A 14,964-nucleotide genomic window follows, 5' to 3' on the forward strand; every position below is an offset into this window, starting at 1 on the left:
GGGCTCGACCGATGGTGCAGGAAGATCCGCCCGTGGGCGACGAGGCACGGCTGCTGCCGGAGCTGTTCTGGACGGCCGACCGGGCGTCGGTGGAGGGGCAGCGGCAGACGCTGCGCTGGTACCGCGGCCTGATCGCGATGCTGGTGGTCGCCGCGGCGGTGGGGTCGCTGCCGGGGCCGGAGCACCGCGGGGACGGTGACATCACGCCGCTCTTCTCCGTGGTGGCCTTCCTGATCGCCGGCTACTTCTGGTCGCGGCTGCGCCGCAGCAACCCGCAGGGCCGGTGGTACGAGGCGCGGGCGGCGGCCGAGTCGGTGAAGACGCTCGCCTGGAAGTACTCGATGCGGGCCCGGCCGTTCGACGGTGCGGCGGACTCGGCGGAGACGGACCGCGGCTACCTGCTCCAGCTGGAGGACGTGCTGCGCGCCTTCGAGGACCCGGAGATCGTGCCGCCGGGCACCGTCCCGGAGATCACCCCGGAGATGCGCCGCGTCCGCTCCGCCAGCCTGGTCGCCCGCCGGACGCTCTACCTGCGCACCCGGGTGGAGGGCCAGCGGACGTGGTACCGCTCGCGTGCCGAGTCGTGCGAGTCGCAGGCGGTGTCCTGGGGGCTGGGGATAGCGGCGCTGATCATCATCGGTGCGGCGGCGGCGATCGCCCAGGCGACCGGCGCGCTGTCGGTGCACGTCTTCGGGGCCAGTTCGGCGGCGGCCGCCGCGGTGATCGCCTGGACCCAGCTGAAGCAGCTGCGCCCGCTGGCCGCCGCGTACCAGCTGGCCGCGCGCGAGCTGGAGAACGTCGGCAACCAGCTCTCCGACCTCGACCTGAAGGCCCCGGACGCCGAGCAGCGCTGGGCCCGGCTGGCCGCCGAGGCGGAGGACGCCGTCTCCCGCGAGCACACCACCTGGCGCGCCCGGCGGGCGTTCCCGCGCTGACGCCGCAGCGTTCCCCGGGGGGCCTTTGTCACGGGGCGGATCGGGAGGTCGTGGGGAGATCGGGCGGAGCCGCGCGCCGCCCCGGGCACAGGTGTGCGGGGTGGGTGAGGGTCGGGCGCGCAAGCCCGGACCGTAATCATTACGTGTCCATGCCCTGGTTTCATCGCCTCCGCGCACGACGTCAGTCACTGCTCGGAGGCCCCCTTGCGCATTCTCCTGATCGCCAGCGCGTTCAACAGCCTGACCCAGCGCGTCCACACCGAACTCCGTGACCGCGGGCACGAGGTGGCCGTCCAGCTGGCGCTCGGCGACGAGCAGGTGCGGGCGGCGGTTGAGCGGACCGACCCCGAGTTGATCCTCTGCCCGATGCTCACCAAGGCCGTCCCCGAGGACGTCTGGTCGCGGCACACCGTCCTGATCGTGCACCCCGGCCCCAAGGGCGACCGCGGCCCGTCCTCGCTGGACTGGGCGATCACCGAGGGAGCCGAGCGCTGGGGCGTGACCGTGCTCCAGGCGGTCGGGGAGATGGACGCCGGGGACATCTGGGCCTGCGTCGAGTTCCCCGTCCCGGCCGGCGGCAAGAGCGAGATCTACCGCAACGAGGTCGCGGACGCCGCCGTGGAGGCGGTGCTGCTGGCCGTCGGCCGGTTCCAGGGCGGGCTGTACACCCCCGAGCCGCTGGACTACGCCCGCCCGGACGTCCGCGGCGAGCTGCGGCCCCTCCTCCGGCAGGAGACCCGCCGCATCGACTGGTCCGCCGACCCCACCGCCACCGTGCTGCGCAAGCTGCGCGCCGCCGACTCGCAGCCGGGCGTCCTGGACGAGCTGTACGGGCGCGAGTACTTCCTGCACGGCGGCCACCCCGAGGACGAACTGCGCGGCCGCGAGCCCGGCGCGGTGATCGCGACCCGGGACGGCGCGATCTGCCGGGCCACCATGGACGGCGCGGTCTGGATCCCGCAGCTGCGCCCGCGCCGTACGCCCGGCGGTCCGGCCACCTTCAAGCGGCCGGCCGCGACGGTGCTCGCCGACCACCTCCACCGGGTCCGCGAGGTGCCCGTCACCCCGGCCTCGGCGGCCGGGCGGGACACCTGGGCGGAGATCCGCTACCACGAGCAGGACGAGGTCGGCTTCCTCGAATTCGCCTTCGCCGGCGGGGCGATGAGCACCGATCAGTGCCGCCGCCTGCTGGCCGCCTACCGGGAGGCCGTGGACCGGCCGACCTCGGTGCTGGTGCTCGGCCCGGCCCGGGACTTCTTCTCCAACGGCATCCACCTCAACGTGATCGAGGGGGCGTCGTACCCGGCGCTGGAGTCCTGGGAGAACATCAACGCGATGGACGACCTGGTCGAGGCGGTCCTCACCACCACCGACAAGCTGACCGTCTCCGCCCTGGCCGGGAACGCGGCGGCCGGGGGGCTGATGCTGGCGATCGCCGCCGACGAGGTCTGGTGCCGCGAGTCGGCCGTTCTCAACCCGCACTACCGGCTGATGGGCCTCCACGGCTCCGAGTACTGGACGTACACCCTGCCCCGCCGGGCCGGCGCCGAGCAGGCCGGGCGGCTGACCGAGCAGGCCCTGCCGGTCGGAGCGGCACAGGCCGAGCGGCTGGGCCTGGTCGACCGGACGGCGGGCGGCAGCGCGGCCGGGTTCCGTCGTTGGGTGGCCCGGGAGGCGGCCCGGCTGGCGGGCTCGCCGGAGCTGACCGGCCGGCTGGTGGAGAAGAAGCGCCGCCGGGCCGAGGACGAGGACGCCAGGCCGCTCGCCGAGTACCGGGCGGAGGAACTGCGCCTGATGCACCGCAACTTCTACCGGGACGGCGAGCCGTACCACGGGCTGCGGCGCGACTTCGTGCACAAGGTCTGCCCGGTCGCGACGCCGGAGCACCTGACCGGACTGCTCGGCAGGCCGGAGTAGGAGGGCCCGCAGGCGGCAGGGCCCCGGGCCCCGGTGAGGAGACCGGGGGCCGGGGCCCTGCCCGTGCTCAGCGTCCGTGCGGGGCCAGCGGCGCCGCCCGCCCGACCAGCACCGGCTGCGCGTTGACGGTGCTGCGGCTCGGCGACACCGCGAAGGCCAGCGAGCCGAAGAAGATGTAGCAGCCCAGCCCGACCACCAGCGGGAAGATGAACTGGAGCGCCATCACCCCGTCCGCCGTGCTCTGCGAGGCGTCCAGCCGGACGGAGACGGCGGCCATCCCGGTGTAGTGCATCGCGCACACCGCGACGCCCATCACCGGGGCCGCGGCGAGCACCGCGAGGGTGCCCCGGATGTTCAGCGCGGCCCAGAGCGCGGCCGTCGCGGCGAACACCGCGATGCCGACCGAGAGCCACACCGTGGTCTGGTCGTAGCCGACGTGGCCGGGCAGGACCATGGCGGCCATGCCGAGGTAGTGCATGGCCGCGACGCCGAGCCCGGTGGTCAGCCCGCCCGCGAGCAGCGCGGCGACCCGGTGGCGGCTGTAGCCGACGGCGAACATGCCGAGGCCGACCACGAGGATCGCGACGAGCAGGCTGAGCACGGTCAGCCCGGGGCGGTAGCTGATCTCGACGCCGGTGACGGAGAAGCCCAGCATCGCGATGAAGTGCATCGACCAGATGCCCGCGCCGAGCGAGGACGACGCGAACAGCAGCCAGTAGACGCGGGTGCGGCCGGTGGAGACGAGCGCCCAGCGGGTGCTGCGCAGGGCGACGAAGGCGCCCAGGCAGGCGACGAAGTACGAGACCGCCGGCGTCAGCCAGCCGTGGTCGGCATGATGGATCTCTCCCACGAGGAAGCTCCCTGACGGGTTTGGGGGGAGGACGGACGCCAGGATCGGGCGGACGCGCCGGCCGTGGGACGGCCCGGTCACGGGTGGCGATGCCGGGTGCGCGGTACGCGCGGGTGTCGCGCTCCTGCCCGGGGGAAGCCTGGCGTGTGGTGCCCCTGACAACGGGGACAGTAACCACTACCGGCGGGTCGCACAATGTTCGCGTTTTTGGTGAACTCGCAGGTCAGGGCCGTTCTTTACGTGATCGGCAAGATCTCGGCACCAAGCCCTGACGCCGCCTGCGCATGCACACTCCGCCTCCCCGGAGGGCCGTGGGGGCCTCCCGGCCGTCACTCCAGGGGAGCTAGTCCGAACGGGTGGCCGGCCGGGTCGATCAGGACCTTGAGGGTGCGGCCGTGCTGGTACTGCGGTTCGGTGGCGCCGAGTGCGAGCGCCCGGGCGGTGGCCTCGTCCAGGTCGTCGACGTAGAAGTCCAGGTGGAAGTGCTTGCTGCCGTCCGGTTCGGTCCACGGCTCCGGCCGGTAGCCGGCGACCCGCCCGAAGCCGAGCGGGCTGCCGCCCTCCGGGTTGTCCAGGATGGCGAAGTGCTCGTCCACGTGCCGGGTCTCCCACCCGAGCAGCTCGCCGTAGAAGGCGGCCAGCGCGACCGGGTCGGCGCAGTCGATGGTGACCATGGCGAGGCGGGCGAAGCCGGTGTCGTTCTGCTCGGGGGCGAGGTCGGCGAGGTCGGACATTTCTGGTCGGCCCTTCTCCTGAGGGGTGGGTGCGGAACCCGTCATGACCAGCATCGCGCTCGGGGCCGCGTGCGGCGCGGGGAGCCGCCGGCGGAGGGCGGGAGGAGGGGTCGGCGGCGGGCCGGCGGTAACCAATTTTCCTTAGCGAGAGTAATGACGTAGGCTAAATACATGCCCGAGATGTCCGAGCAGGACCTCGCAGCCATCAGTCAGCTGCGGTCGTCCACCATGCGCCTCTCCCGTCGCCTGCGTCACCAGCGGGTCGAGGAGTCGCTCAGCCCTACCGAGATGGGGGTGCTGGGCACCCTCGCGCGCTGCGGGAAGGCCACGCCGGGTGAGCTCGCCCGGAAGGAGCACGTCCAGCCGCCCTCCATGACCAGGATCGTCGCGATGCTGGAGGAGAAGGGCCTGGTGCGGAGGGAACCGCACCCGGAGGACCGCCGCCAGGTGGTCGTCAGCAGCACCGAGCAGGCGGAGGTGATCCTCCAGGAGAGCCGCCGCCGGCGCAACGCCTGGCTCGCCGAGCTCGCCGAAGGGCTCGACGAGGAGGAGTGGGCCGTCCTCCGGGAGGCCGCTCCCGTGCTGTACAAGCTCGCACATCTCTGAGGCACACCTGTTTCCGGTCAGCCGCCGGAGGACGAAGGAGAACCGCATCACCGCAGCGCCGACCACCGACACCAGGAGCGCGACGACCCCCCGACGGGTCGTCGCGCCGCGAGGGGAGACCACCGTGACACCGCCGGCCGCAGCCAGCGCCGCCGCCATCCGCACCGACGAGCCGACCACCGACCCCGCCGCAGCCTCCGCCGCGGCCGCCGACGCCCAGGCACCCGCCCCCACGGGGCTGCCGGGCAACGGCGACGACGACCCCGACGAACGCACCGCGGCGGTAGACCCCGCCGCTCAAGGCCACGGCACCGTGGCCGCGTCCCCGACCGGCGCCCGCTTCACCCGGCCCGGGGGGATGTTCTCCTCACTGCGCGTCCGCAACTACCGCTACTACTTCGCGGGCCAGGTGGTCTCCAACACCGGCACCTGGATGCAGCGGATCGCACAGGACTGGCTGGTCCTCAGTCTCACCGGCAGCCCGCTGGCCGTCGGCATCACCACCGCCATGCAGTTCCTGCCGATGCTGCTGCTCGGCCTGTTCGGCGGGGTGCTCGCCGACCGGATGCCCAAGCGCCGCCTGCTGGTCTACACCCAGGGCGCGATGGGCCTGCTGGCCGCCGGCCTGGCCGTCCTGACCATCGGGGGCGTCGTGACGCCGTACTACGTGTACGCGTTCGCGCTGCTGCTCGGCCTGGTCACCGTGGTCGACAACCCGACCCGCCAGGCCTTCGTCTCCGAGATGGTCGGCCCGAAGGACCTCGCCAACGCCGTCAGCCTGAACGCCGCCAACTTCCAGACCGCCCGGCTGGTCGGCCCCGCCGTCGCGGGCCTGCTGATCGCCGCGGTCGGCAGCGGCTGGGCGTTCGCGGTGAACGCGCTCTCCTTCGCCGCCGTGATCGGCGGACTGCTCGCCATGCGCGCGGGTGAACTGCGCCCGACGGCGCCGATCGCCCGCGAGAAGGGGCAGTTGAAGGAGGGGCTGCGGTACGTGAAGGAGCGGCCCGAGCTGCTCTGGCCGATGGTGCTGGCCGGGTTCATCGGCACCTTCGGGTTCAACTTCCCGACGCTGCTCTCCGGCTTCGCCTACGACACCTTCAAGGTGGGCGCCGGGCAGTACGGCCTGGTGAACACCGCGATGGCGGTCGGCTCGCTGGCCGGCGCCCTGCTCGCGGCGCGCCGGGGAGCGCCCAGGCTGCGCCGGCTGGTGGGGGCGGCACTGGCCTTCGGCACGCTGGAGGTGGTGGCCGCGTTCGCCCCCGGCTACTGGACCTTCGCGGTGCTGCTGACGCTGATCGGCGTGTTCGGGCTGAGCTTCAACACCTCGGTCAACTCCACGCTCCAGCTGGCCACCGACCCGGAGATGCGGGGCCGGGTGATGGGCCTGCTGGTGCTGGTCTTCACCGGTGGCACGCCGATCGGTGCGCCGGTGGTGGGCTGGGTGACGGCCTCGTACGGGCCGCGGCTCGGGCTGCTGGCCTGCGGGCTGGTCTCGGCGCTGGCCGCCGGTACGGTCGGCCTGGTGCTGGCGCGCAGTGCCGACCTGAAGGTCCGGGTCGACCTGCACCCGGGCCGCGGCGGGCGGGTGGTGGCCTTCGTGCCGCGCGTCCGCACCACTGCCAAGTCGGAGCTGGCCGCCGCCTGCTGACGGTCGGTCACCCCGGGGCGGGCGTGGTCGCCCGCCCCGGGTCGGTGGTCACGGCCGCCGCCGGGTCCGCGGCGGCCGGGCCGTTGCCGGACCCGCCGTCAGAGCCGGATCTCCAGCACCTGGCCGGGCCAGGTCCCGCCCGGCTGCTCGACCTCGAACGCCACGGTCTCGGTGAAGCCGAGCGCCCGGTACTGGCCCACCAGCTTGCGGTCGGCGCCCCCGTAGCAGTCCACCCGGACCAGGTCGATGCCGCGGCGGCGGGCCTCGTCCAGGGCGTCGGCGATCAGCGCGGCGCCGATGCCCGAGCCCTTGCGGGTCCGGTCGGTGACCAGGTTGCGGATGTACAGCTCGCGCTCCTCCACCGCGGGGATGTAGGTGCCGCGCTCCTCGGAGAGGACGCAGGAGCCCACCGTGCGGCCCTCGTCGTCCACGGCGAGGCGGATCAGGAAGGGCTCACGGCCGTACTTCTCGGTGTGCTCGACCCTGGTCGGGTTGCCGCTGAAGGGCTGGTCGCCCCACTGGCCGGCGCGGCCCTGTGCGGCGAGCCAGGTGACGGCTCCGTCGAGCAGGGCGAGGATGTCGGCGATGTCGTCGGGACCGCCGGTACGGATCTTCATGGAATCCGTTCTAACCCAAACGGCTCCGCGCGGGAAGACGGTGGGCCGATCGCCGGGCGCGGGAGGAAGGCCGGGCGGATCGCGAGGGATCGCGGGGGATCGCGGGGACTCGCAGGGGAAGGAAAATGGCTCCATGAGGCTCTTTGTGGCGGTGCTGCCGCCGGTCGAGGCGTTGCAGGGGCTCTACGACGCGGTGGAGCCGGTGCGCGGGCTGCCCGGGGCGGACCGGTTGCGCTGGACGACGGTCGAGGGCTGGCACCTGACCCTGGCCTTCCTCGGCGAGGTGCCGGTCGAGCGGCTGCCCGAGCTGGAGGCCGGGCTGGCCGGGGTGGCCGAGGTGCACGCCGTGCACCGGCTGCGGCTCGCCGGGGCCGGCCGGTTCGGCGACCGGGTGCTCTGGGCCGGGGTGGAGGGCCAGACCTGGGCGCTGCGGCGGCTCGCCGAGGCGGTGAACGAGGCCACCGCGGACGTGATCGGCGAGGTGGACGCGTTCACCTTCCACCCGCACCTGACCCTGGCCCGGGCCGGCTCCTCGCGCGGCCACCGGCGGGCGGTGCAGCGGATGGCGGCGGCGGAGCTGGACTCCCTGGCGCTGGCGCTCGGCGACTACCGGGGGCCGGAGTGGGAGGCGGCCGAGCTGCACCTGATGAAGAGCGAGCCGGACGGCGGCGTCACGCACTACGAGACGGTCCGCGCCTGGCCGCTGGCCGACTGGAGCTGAGGCCGGGGGCGCCGTACCGCGCGCCCCCGGCCCCGGGGTCGGCCGGACCGGCGGATCAGCCGGTGTAGTAGCCCTGGACGTCGGCCACCAGGTCGACGCTGCCGTGCGGGTTGTACAGCTCGATGCAGCCGTCGGCGCCGACCGGGACGACGGTCATCGCGGCGGTGTCCTTGCCGCCGGCGTAGTTGAGGTTGGACGTGGACGGGATCGCGTCGCCGCTGCGGAAGGCGGTGATGTGGCCGTCGCCTGCGGCGTTGGTGCCGGTCAGGTTGAGGACCACGGCGGTGACGTTCTCGGGCACGCCGCCCAGGCCGGTCACCTTGACCCGGACGGTGCTGCCGGGGCCGGCCTGGCCCGCGGGGGCGCCCAGCCCGGACCGGGTGTCGAGCACCCGGGTGGGGGCGGCCGGGACGAACAGGCCGTGGTCGCCGGAGGCGGTGCCCGGGTAGTGGTGGTCGAACCGCCCGATGTAGTCGACCACCAGGTCCACCTGGCCGGCGTTGTTGTAGAGGGCGAGGCCGCCCCGGCCCACGTCGATGTACGACAGGTTGGTGACGGTCTGGCCGGCCGCGAAGTTGAGGTCGGAGGTCCGCCAGACGCTCTGGCCCGCCGGGTAGACGGTGACGTGGCTGGCGTCGGTCGGCTCGGTCGCGGTGACCTGGAGTACGAGCTCGGAGTCGCCGGCGTCCGCGGGCATCACCGAGGAGACGTCCGCCGCGATGGCGTTCTGCTCGCCGGCGCCGACCTTGCCCTGCCGGTCGCCGATGGTGGTGCGGGTGTCCAGGAGGCGGGTGGGCCGGCCGAGCACGAAGGTGGAGCCGGGGTAGTTCCCGTTGGTGCCCTTGGCGGTGTAGAAGCCCTGGAGGTCGACCACCAGGTGGACGCTGCCGACGTGGTTGTACAGGTCCACCACGCCGTTGGCGCCGACCTGCACCGTCACCCGGTTGGTGGTGACCTGGCGGCGCGGGTCGAAGTTGAGGTTGGACACCGTCGGCACCTGCTGCCCGTCGGGGAAGGCGGTGACGAAGCTGTCGCCGGTCGGGTCGACGGCGGTGACGTTCATGACCACCGCGGTCGGCACGACGTTGGTGCCGAGCCACTTGCGGAGGTCGAGCCTGGTCACGCTGTCGGGGCCGACCTTGCCGCTGGGGGCGCCGTTGCCGACCCGGGTGTCCAGGATGCGGTAGTTCGACACCGAGAACCAGGTGCTGGCCGGGCCGGTCTGGCTGTTCCCGGCCGCGACGGCCGAGGGTGCCGCGGGCAGGACGGTACCGGCCGCGAGGACGAGCGCCGCCAGGGCGGCGGTGCGGGATGCGCGCATGTGTTCTGTTTCCCCCAGTGAATGTGAAGATCCCTCGGACCTTCGAGGAGGCATGGTAGCGGCCGCCGCTCGCCGCTGGTCAACGGGATAACCGCTGTGCCGCCCGGGGGCGTTCGCTCACGGCCACACGCGCATCGCGTCGGCGGCGACGCGTTCCAGCTCGGCCCGGTCCGCGCCGTCGCGGGCGCGCTGGGACATGCCCTGGAGCACGGCGGCGGTGAACCGGGCCAGTGCCGCCGGGTCGGTGCCGGCGGGCTCGTGGCCGGCCGCGACGTCGGCGCGGATCAGGGACTCCAGGGCGCGGACGTTGGCGTTGCGCAGCTCCCGGACGGCCTCGGTGACCTCCGGCGAGGTGCAGTTCACCGTCGAGCTGATCAGCAGGCAGCCCCAGGGGTGGTCCGGGTCGGTGGCCTGGGCGGCGGCCTCGCGCAGCATCCGGGCGACGCCGGCCCGGGCGGTGGGCTCCTCGGCCAGCGCGTGGGTGGCGTACGCGCCGTGGCTCTCCCGGTAGCGGGCGACGACCTCCTCGAACAGTGCCCGCTTGTCGCCGAAGGCCGCGTACAGGCTCGGCGGGCGGATGCCCATGGCGGCGGTGAGGTCGGCGACCGAGGTCGCCTCGTAGCCGCGCTCCCAGAACAGCCGCAGCGCCTGCTCCAGGGCGGCGTCGCGGTCGAAGGAGCGCGGGCGTCCGCGCTGGGGGGTGGTCGTCGCCGGGGTCGTGGCCATGGAGGGATTCTATATCGAGCACTACAAAACGCGTGCTACGGTTCCTTTCATTAGCGACCGCTACAGAAATGAGGGGGCGTGGCCATGGGCGCGCTTGAGGGCAGGACGGCACTGGTGACGGGCGGCAGCCGGGGGATCGGACGGGGCATCGCCGAGCGGCTGGGCCGGGAGGGCGCGCTGGTCGCCGTCCACTACGGAGGCAACGCGGCGGCGGCCGAGGAGGTCGTCGAGGCGATCGGGCGGGCCGGCGGGCGGGCCTTCGCGATCGGCGCCGAGCTGGGCGTCCCCGGCGACGCGAAGGCGCTCTGGGCGGCCTTCGACGAGGGACTCGCGGCCGCCGGCGGGGGAGAGGGCCTGGACATCCTGGTGAACAACGCCGGGATCGGCCAGTTCGGGCGGGTCCACGAGGTGGCCGAGGCCGACTTCGACCGGGTGTTCGCGGTGAACGCCAAGGCGCCGTTCTTCATCGTCCAGGAGGGCCTGGGCCGGCTGCGGGACGGCGGCCGGATCGTCAACGTCTCGTCCGGCGTCACCCGGGTGGCCTTCCCCGGCGCGGTGTCGTACGCGATGACGAAGGGTGCGCTGAACACCCTGACGCTGACCCTGGCGGAGGAGCTGGGCCCGCGCGGGATCACCGTCAACGCGGTGCTGCCGGGCGTCGTCGCCACCGACATCAACCCCTGGCTGGAGGACCCGGCGGCGCGCGCCCGGGTGGCCGCCTACTCGGCCTTCGGCCGGGTCGGCGAGGCCGCCGACGTGGCGGACGTCGTGGCCTTCCTCGCCTCCGACGACTCCCGCTGGGTCACCGGCCAGAACCTGGACGTCAGCGGCGGGTCCAACCTCGGCGTCTAGGTCCGCGCGGGGCCCGGGTACGCTCGTTGACCGTGGATCCCAAGACTCGTATGCGTATCGTGACCGGCGCCCTGGTGCTGCTGCTCGTCGTCGTGCTGGTCAGCTCACTGGTCAACCGCTAGCGCACCCGCCCCGGCGCACGTCCGGGGCCCCGCGGACACGCAGAAGGGCCACCGCCCGCAGGCGGTGGCCCTCACGCGTGTGCCGGACGGTTCAGAGCTGCTCGACCACGTAGTCGATGCAGGCGGTGAGCGCCTCGACGTCCGCCGGGTCGATCGCCGGGAACATCGCGATGCGCAGCTGGTTGCGGCCGAGCTTGCGGTACGGCTCGGTGTCGACGATGCCGTTGGCACGCAGTGCCTTGGCGACGGCGGCGGCGTCCACCGAGTCGTCGAAGTCGATCGTGCCGACGACCTGCGAGCGCTCGGCCGGGTTCGCCACGAACGGGTTGGCGTACGAGGACTTCTCGGCCCAGCCGTACAGGCGGGACGAGGAATCAGCCGTACGGGCGACGGCCCAGTCGAGCCCGCCGTTGCCGTTCAGCCACTCCAGCTGGTCGGCGAGGAGGAACAGCGTGGCGATCGACGGGGTGTTGTACGTCTGGTCCTTCGACGAGTTGTCGATGGCCGTCGGCAGGTCGAAGAACGGCGGGATGTAGCGGCCGGAGCCGGCGATCTCGGCGGCGCGCTCCAGCGCGGCCGGGGAGAAGGCCGCCAGCCAGAGCCCGCCCTCGGAGGCGAAGGACTTCTGCGGGGCGAAGTAGTAGACGTCCGTCTCGGTGATGTCGACCGGCAGGCCGCCGGCGCCCGAGGTGGCGTCCACCAGGACGAGCGAGCCCTGGTCGGCGCCGGCCGGGCGCCTGATCGGCATCGCGACGCCGGTGGAGGTCTCGTTGTGGGTGAGTCCGTAGACGTCCACGCCGGCCTCGGCGACCGGCAGCGGGTGGGTGCCCGGGGCGGTCTTGATCACGGTCGGCTCGGCGAGCCACGGGGCTGCCTTGACCGAGGAGGCGAACTTGGACGAGAACTCGCCGAAGTCGAGGTGCTGGGACTTCTCCCGCACCAGGCCGAAGGCCGCGATGTCCCAGAAGGCGGTGGAGCCGCCGTTGCCGAGCACCACCTCGTACCCCTCGGGGAGGGAGAAGAGGCTGCTCACGCCCTCGCGCACGCGCTTGACCAGGTTCTTCACCGGGGCCTGGCGGTGGGAGGTGCCGAGCAGGGAGGTCTCGGTCGCGGCGAGGGCACTCAGGGCCTCGGGGCGCACCTTGGACGGGCCGCAGCCGAAACGGCCGTCTGCGGGCTTGATGTCAGCGGGGATCTGGATCTGAGCCACGCGCGCAGCCTACCGGCCGGTCGCTCCCCGGCGTGCTGTCGGTCCGCCCGCTGAGATGTGATCTTCGCGGCTCCCGGAAGCGGCGGCAGCGGGCCCGGCACGGTGCCGGACCCGCTGCTCAGCAGGGGTTTCGTCAGTGCGCGATGGCCTCGTAGCCCTCGATGTCGCGCGGGCTGCGCGGGCCCGGGCCGATGTAGCGCGCGGCGGGGCGCACGAGCCGGCCCGTGCGCTTCTGCTCCAGGATGTGCGCCGACCAGCCGGCGGTGCGGGCACAGGTGAACATCGAGGTGAACATGTGCGCCGGGACCTCGGCGAAGTCCAGCATGATGGCGGCCCAGAACTCGACGTTGGTGGCCAGCACGCGGTCGGGGCGGCGGTTGTGCAGCTCCTCCAGCGCGGCCTTCTCCAGCGCCTCGGCGACCTCGAAGCGCGGCGCCCCGAGCTCCTTGGCGGTACGGCGCAGCACGCGGGCGCGCGGGTCCTCGGCGCGGTAGACGCGGTGGCCGAAGCCCATCAGGCGCTCGCCCTTGTCCAGGGCGTTCTTCACCCAGGCGGTGGCGTCGCCGGTGCGCTCGATCTCCTCGATCATGCCGAGCACGCGGGACGGCGCGCCGCCGTGCAGCGGGCCGGACATCGCGCCGACGGCGCCGGAGAGCGCGGCCGCGACGTCGGCGCCGGTGGAGGCGATGACGCGGGCGGTGAAGGTGGAGGCGTTCATGCCGTGCTCGGCGGCGGACGTCCAGTAGGCGTCGATGGCCTTGACGTGCTTCGGGTCCGGCTCGCCGCGCCAGCGGATCATGAAGCGCTCGACGACCGTCTCGGCCTTGTCGATCTCGCTCTGCGGGACCATCGGCAGGCCCTGGCCGCGGGCGGACTGGGCGACGTAGGACAGCGCCATCACGGCGGCGCGGGCGAGGTCGTCGCGGGCCTGCTCGGCGGAGATGTCCAGCAGCGGCTTGAGGCCCCAGACGGGGGCGAGCATGGCGAGGGCGGACTGAACGTCGACGCGGATGTCGCCGGAGTGCACCGGGATCGGGAACGGCTCGGCGGCGGGCAGACCGGGGTTGAACTTGCCGTCCACCAGCAGGCCCCAGACGTGGCCGAAGGAGACGTGGCCGACCAGGTCGTCGATGTCGACGCCCCGGTACCGCAGTGCGCCGCCTTCACGGTCGGGTTCGGCGATCTCGCTCTCGAACGCGACGACTCCCTCAAGCCCGGGTACGAAGTCGGACATGCGACGGCTCCTTCAGTTCTGCGATCGGCGGACCGCCGTGGTGGGGCGGTACGCCAGTGACCGATGGTGGTTGGCACTCGGTGCCATCCTCACAGGCACAGAGTGCATTGCGCCATACACCACCGTGGTGATGTTGCCCTGGGGCCCGCTTGACTTTTCGCCCGGAGGCCGGTCGTGCCAGGGAAATCTCCCGAACCAAACCCCAGGTTCCGGACAATTCACCGTAGGCCGGGCGGTCAAGCGGTGGCGAGTCACCTTATCTCCCACCGGGGTTTGTCCGGAGGTAGCGGTGCCGGTTGCTTGTCGTACGGGATGATGTTGACGTGCAGACCCCGGAACGCGCCCAGTCGACGCCCCCGAGCCCCGCCACCCGGATCCTGGCCGAGGAGGCCCGGCCCGGGCCGGACCTCACCGTGATGCGCAAGCACTACACCCACGAGGGCCTGGTCGAGGAGCAGCTCACCGCCGAGCCGATCGCCCTGTTCACCCGCTGGTTCCACGAGGCGGACGACGCCGGGGTGGTGGAGCCCAACGCGATGGTGCTCTCCACGGCCGACGCCGAGGGGCGGCCCAGCTCGCGGACCGTCCTCCTGAAGGGCTTCGACGCGCGCGGCTTCGTCTTCTTCACCAACTACGGCTCGCGCAAGGGCGCCGAGCTGGCCGTCAACCCGCATGCGGCGCTGCTCTTCCCGTGGATCGCGCTGGCCCGCCAGGTGATCGTCCAGGGCCGGGTGGAGAAGGTCGGCCGGGACGAGACCGCCGCCTACTTCCGCACCCGCCCGCACGGCTCGCAGCTCGGGGCCTGGGCCAGCGAGCAGTCCAGCCCGGTCGGCAGCCGGGAGGTGCTGGAGCAGCGGTACGCGGAGCTGGAGCGGCGCTACCCGGAGGGCGAGGGGGTGCCGGTGCCGCCGTTCTGGGGCGGGTACCGGGTGCTCCCCGAGCGCGTGGAGTTCTGGCAGGGCCGGGAGAACCGGCTGCACGACCGGCTGAACTACCTCGCCGACCCGTCGGCCCCGTCCGGCTGGCGGGTGGAGCGGCTCTGTCCGTGAGTGCCGCGTGGGCGGGGTGGGGCGGCGGCCCGGGTGGCGCATCTTGGCCGGTGAACTACCTTGCCACGCTTCAAAGGTGAGGCAACGTCAGGTCCTCCGGTGTAACGTGGCCGAAAGGCCCGGACTGGGGTCTGGGCCGCACTCTTCCGAGAGAGTGAGGCATCTGATGGATGACACCGCCGCACCTATCGCCGCCGGGCCCGCCGACCCGGGCGGCGTCCCCCGCCGGCCGACCCTGGGCGAGCTGGCCGGCATGTCGGCGGCCGACCTCGGCGCGCTGCTGCGCCGGACGGGAGTGGAGGAGGGGAGGTCCTGCGCCGTCCCGGTGGCCAGATTCTCCTCCGCGGCGTGACCCAACGAGCTGGGATCTTCCTGGATCCCGGCTCCTTTTGCGTCAACTGACCTGTATCTTAAGCCAAGTT

Annotated in this window: 14 protein-coding genes; 7 read left to right on the plus strand and 7 right to left on the minus strand. The window is 73.0% G+C overall.

The window, feature by feature from the left end; all coding sequences use genetic code 11:
* Positions 1-32: 32 nt before the first annotated feature.
* Together J5Y04_RS17335 and J5Y04_RS17340 are read left to right on the plus strand one after the other, a co-directional pair.
* A complete protein-coding gene (locus J5Y04_RS17335) occupies positions 33-935 on the plus strand; it encodes a DUF4231 domain-containing protein (RefSeq protein WP_209412936.1) in 903 nt (300 codons plus the stop codon).
* 204 nt (positions 936-1,139) lie between these two features.
* A complete protein-coding gene (locus J5Y04_RS17340) occupies positions 1,140-2,852 on the plus strand; it encodes a hydrogenase maturation protein (protein ID WP_209412937.1) in 1,713 nt (570 codons plus the stop codon).
* Positions 2,853-2,919: 67 nt separating this feature from the next.
* Here the strand turns inward: J5Y04_RS17340 and J5Y04_RS17345 are convergent, their stop codons facing one another.
* Positions 2,920-3,702, minus strand: coding sequence for an MHYT domain-containing protein (locus J5Y04_RS17345; RefSeq protein ID WP_209412938.1), 783 nt, complete (start codon positions 3,700-3,702; stop codon positions 2,920-2,922).
* A 329-nt stretch (positions 3,703-4,031) separates the two neighbouring features.
* The gene (locus tag J5Y04_RS17350; protein ID WP_245204953.1) at positions 4,032-4,481 is read right to left on the minus strand and encodes a VOC family protein; all 450 of its coding nucleotides are present in this window, start codon (positions 4,479-4,481) and stop codon (positions 4,032-4,034) included.
* A gap of 126 nt (positions 4,482-4,607) precedes the next feature.
* Here J5Y04_RS17350 and J5Y04_RS17355 point away from each other — a divergent pair, with 126 nt between their 5' ends.
* Together J5Y04_RS17355 and J5Y04_RS17360 are read left to right on the plus strand one after the other, a co-directional pair.
* Entirely contained in the window at positions 4,608-5,042 is a 435-nt protein-coding gene (locus tag J5Y04_RS17355) for a MarR family winged helix-turn-helix transcriptional regulator (RefSeq protein WP_209412939.1), read from the plus strand.
* 313 nt (positions 5,043-5,355) lie between these two features.
* A complete protein-coding gene (locus tag J5Y04_RS17360; protein WP_307853170.1) occupies positions 5,356-6,690 on the plus strand; it encodes an MFS transporter in 1,335 nt (444 codons plus the stop codon).
* Between the two features lie 98 nt (positions 6,691-6,788).
* Here the strand turns inward: J5Y04_RS17360 and J5Y04_RS17365 are convergent, their stop codons facing one another.
* Positions 6,789-7,307 (minus strand): GNAT family N-acetyltransferase, encoded by a 519-nt coding sequence (locus tag J5Y04_RS17365; RefSeq protein WP_209412940.1) that lies wholly within the window; start codon positions 7,305-7,307, stop codon positions 6,789-6,791.
* A 133-nt stretch (positions 7,308-7,440) separates the two neighbouring features.
* On the opposite strand from J5Y04_RS17365, the gene thpR reads away from it, so the two are divergent.
* The gene (gene thpR, locus J5Y04_RS17370; protein ID WP_209412941.1) at positions 7,441-8,028 is read left to right on the plus strand and encodes an RNA 2',3'-cyclic phosphodiesterase; all 588 of its coding nucleotides are present in this window, start codon (positions 7,441-7,443) and stop codon (positions 8,026-8,028) included.
* Positions 8,029-8,083: 55 nt separating this feature from the next.
* On the opposite strand, the gene J5Y04_RS17375 is transcribed toward thpR, so the two are convergent.
* Both J5Y04_RS17375 and J5Y04_RS17380 read right to left on the minus strand, forming a co-directional pair.
* A complete protein-coding gene (locus J5Y04_RS17375) occupies positions 8,084-9,349 on the minus strand; it encodes a hypothetical protein (protein WP_209412942.1) in 1,266 nt (421 codons plus the stop codon).
* Between the two features lie 117 nt (positions 9,350-9,466).
* Entirely contained in the window at positions 9,467-10,075 is a 609-nt protein-coding gene (locus J5Y04_RS17380; RefSeq protein WP_209412943.1) for a TetR/AcrR family transcriptional regulator, read from the minus strand.
* 84 nt (positions 10,076-10,159) lie between these two features.
* On the opposite strand from J5Y04_RS17380, the gene J5Y04_RS17385 reads away from it, so the two are divergent.
* Positions 10,160-10,927, plus strand: coding sequence for an SDR family oxidoreductase (locus J5Y04_RS17385; protein ID WP_209412944.1), 768 nt, complete (start codon positions 10,160-10,162; stop codon positions 10,925-10,927).
* A gap of 213 nt (positions 10,928-11,140) precedes the next feature.
* Here J5Y04_RS17385 and serC read toward each other — a convergent pair whose 3' ends face one another.
* Complete coding sequence (gene serC / locus J5Y04_RS17390; protein WP_209412945.1) at positions 11,141-12,259, minus strand: phosphoserine transaminase; 1,119 nt, start codon at positions 12,257-12,259, stop codon at positions 11,141-11,143.
* A gap of 133 nt (positions 12,260-12,392) precedes the next feature.
* Positions 12,393-13,493 (minus strand): citrate synthase 2, encoded by a 1,101-nt coding sequence (locus J5Y04_RS17395; RefSeq protein WP_209412946.1) that lies wholly within the window; start codon positions 13,491-13,493, stop codon positions 12,393-12,395.
* 416 nt (positions 13,494-13,909) lie between these two features.
* Here J5Y04_RS17395 and pdxH point away from each other — a divergent pair, with 416 nt between their 5' ends.
* A complete protein-coding gene (pdxH, locus tag J5Y04_RS17400) occupies positions 13,910-14,542 on the plus strand; it encodes a pyridoxamine 5'-phosphate oxidase (protein WP_209413070.1) in 633 nt (210 codons plus the stop codon).
* The last annotated feature ends 422 nt before the right edge of the window (positions 14,543-14,964 follow it).

It is taken from the genome of Kitasatospora sp. RG8, assembly GCF_017813315.1.
Taxonomy (GTDB): Bacteria; Actinomycetota; Actinomycetes; order Streptomycetales; family Streptomycetaceae; genus Kitasatospora.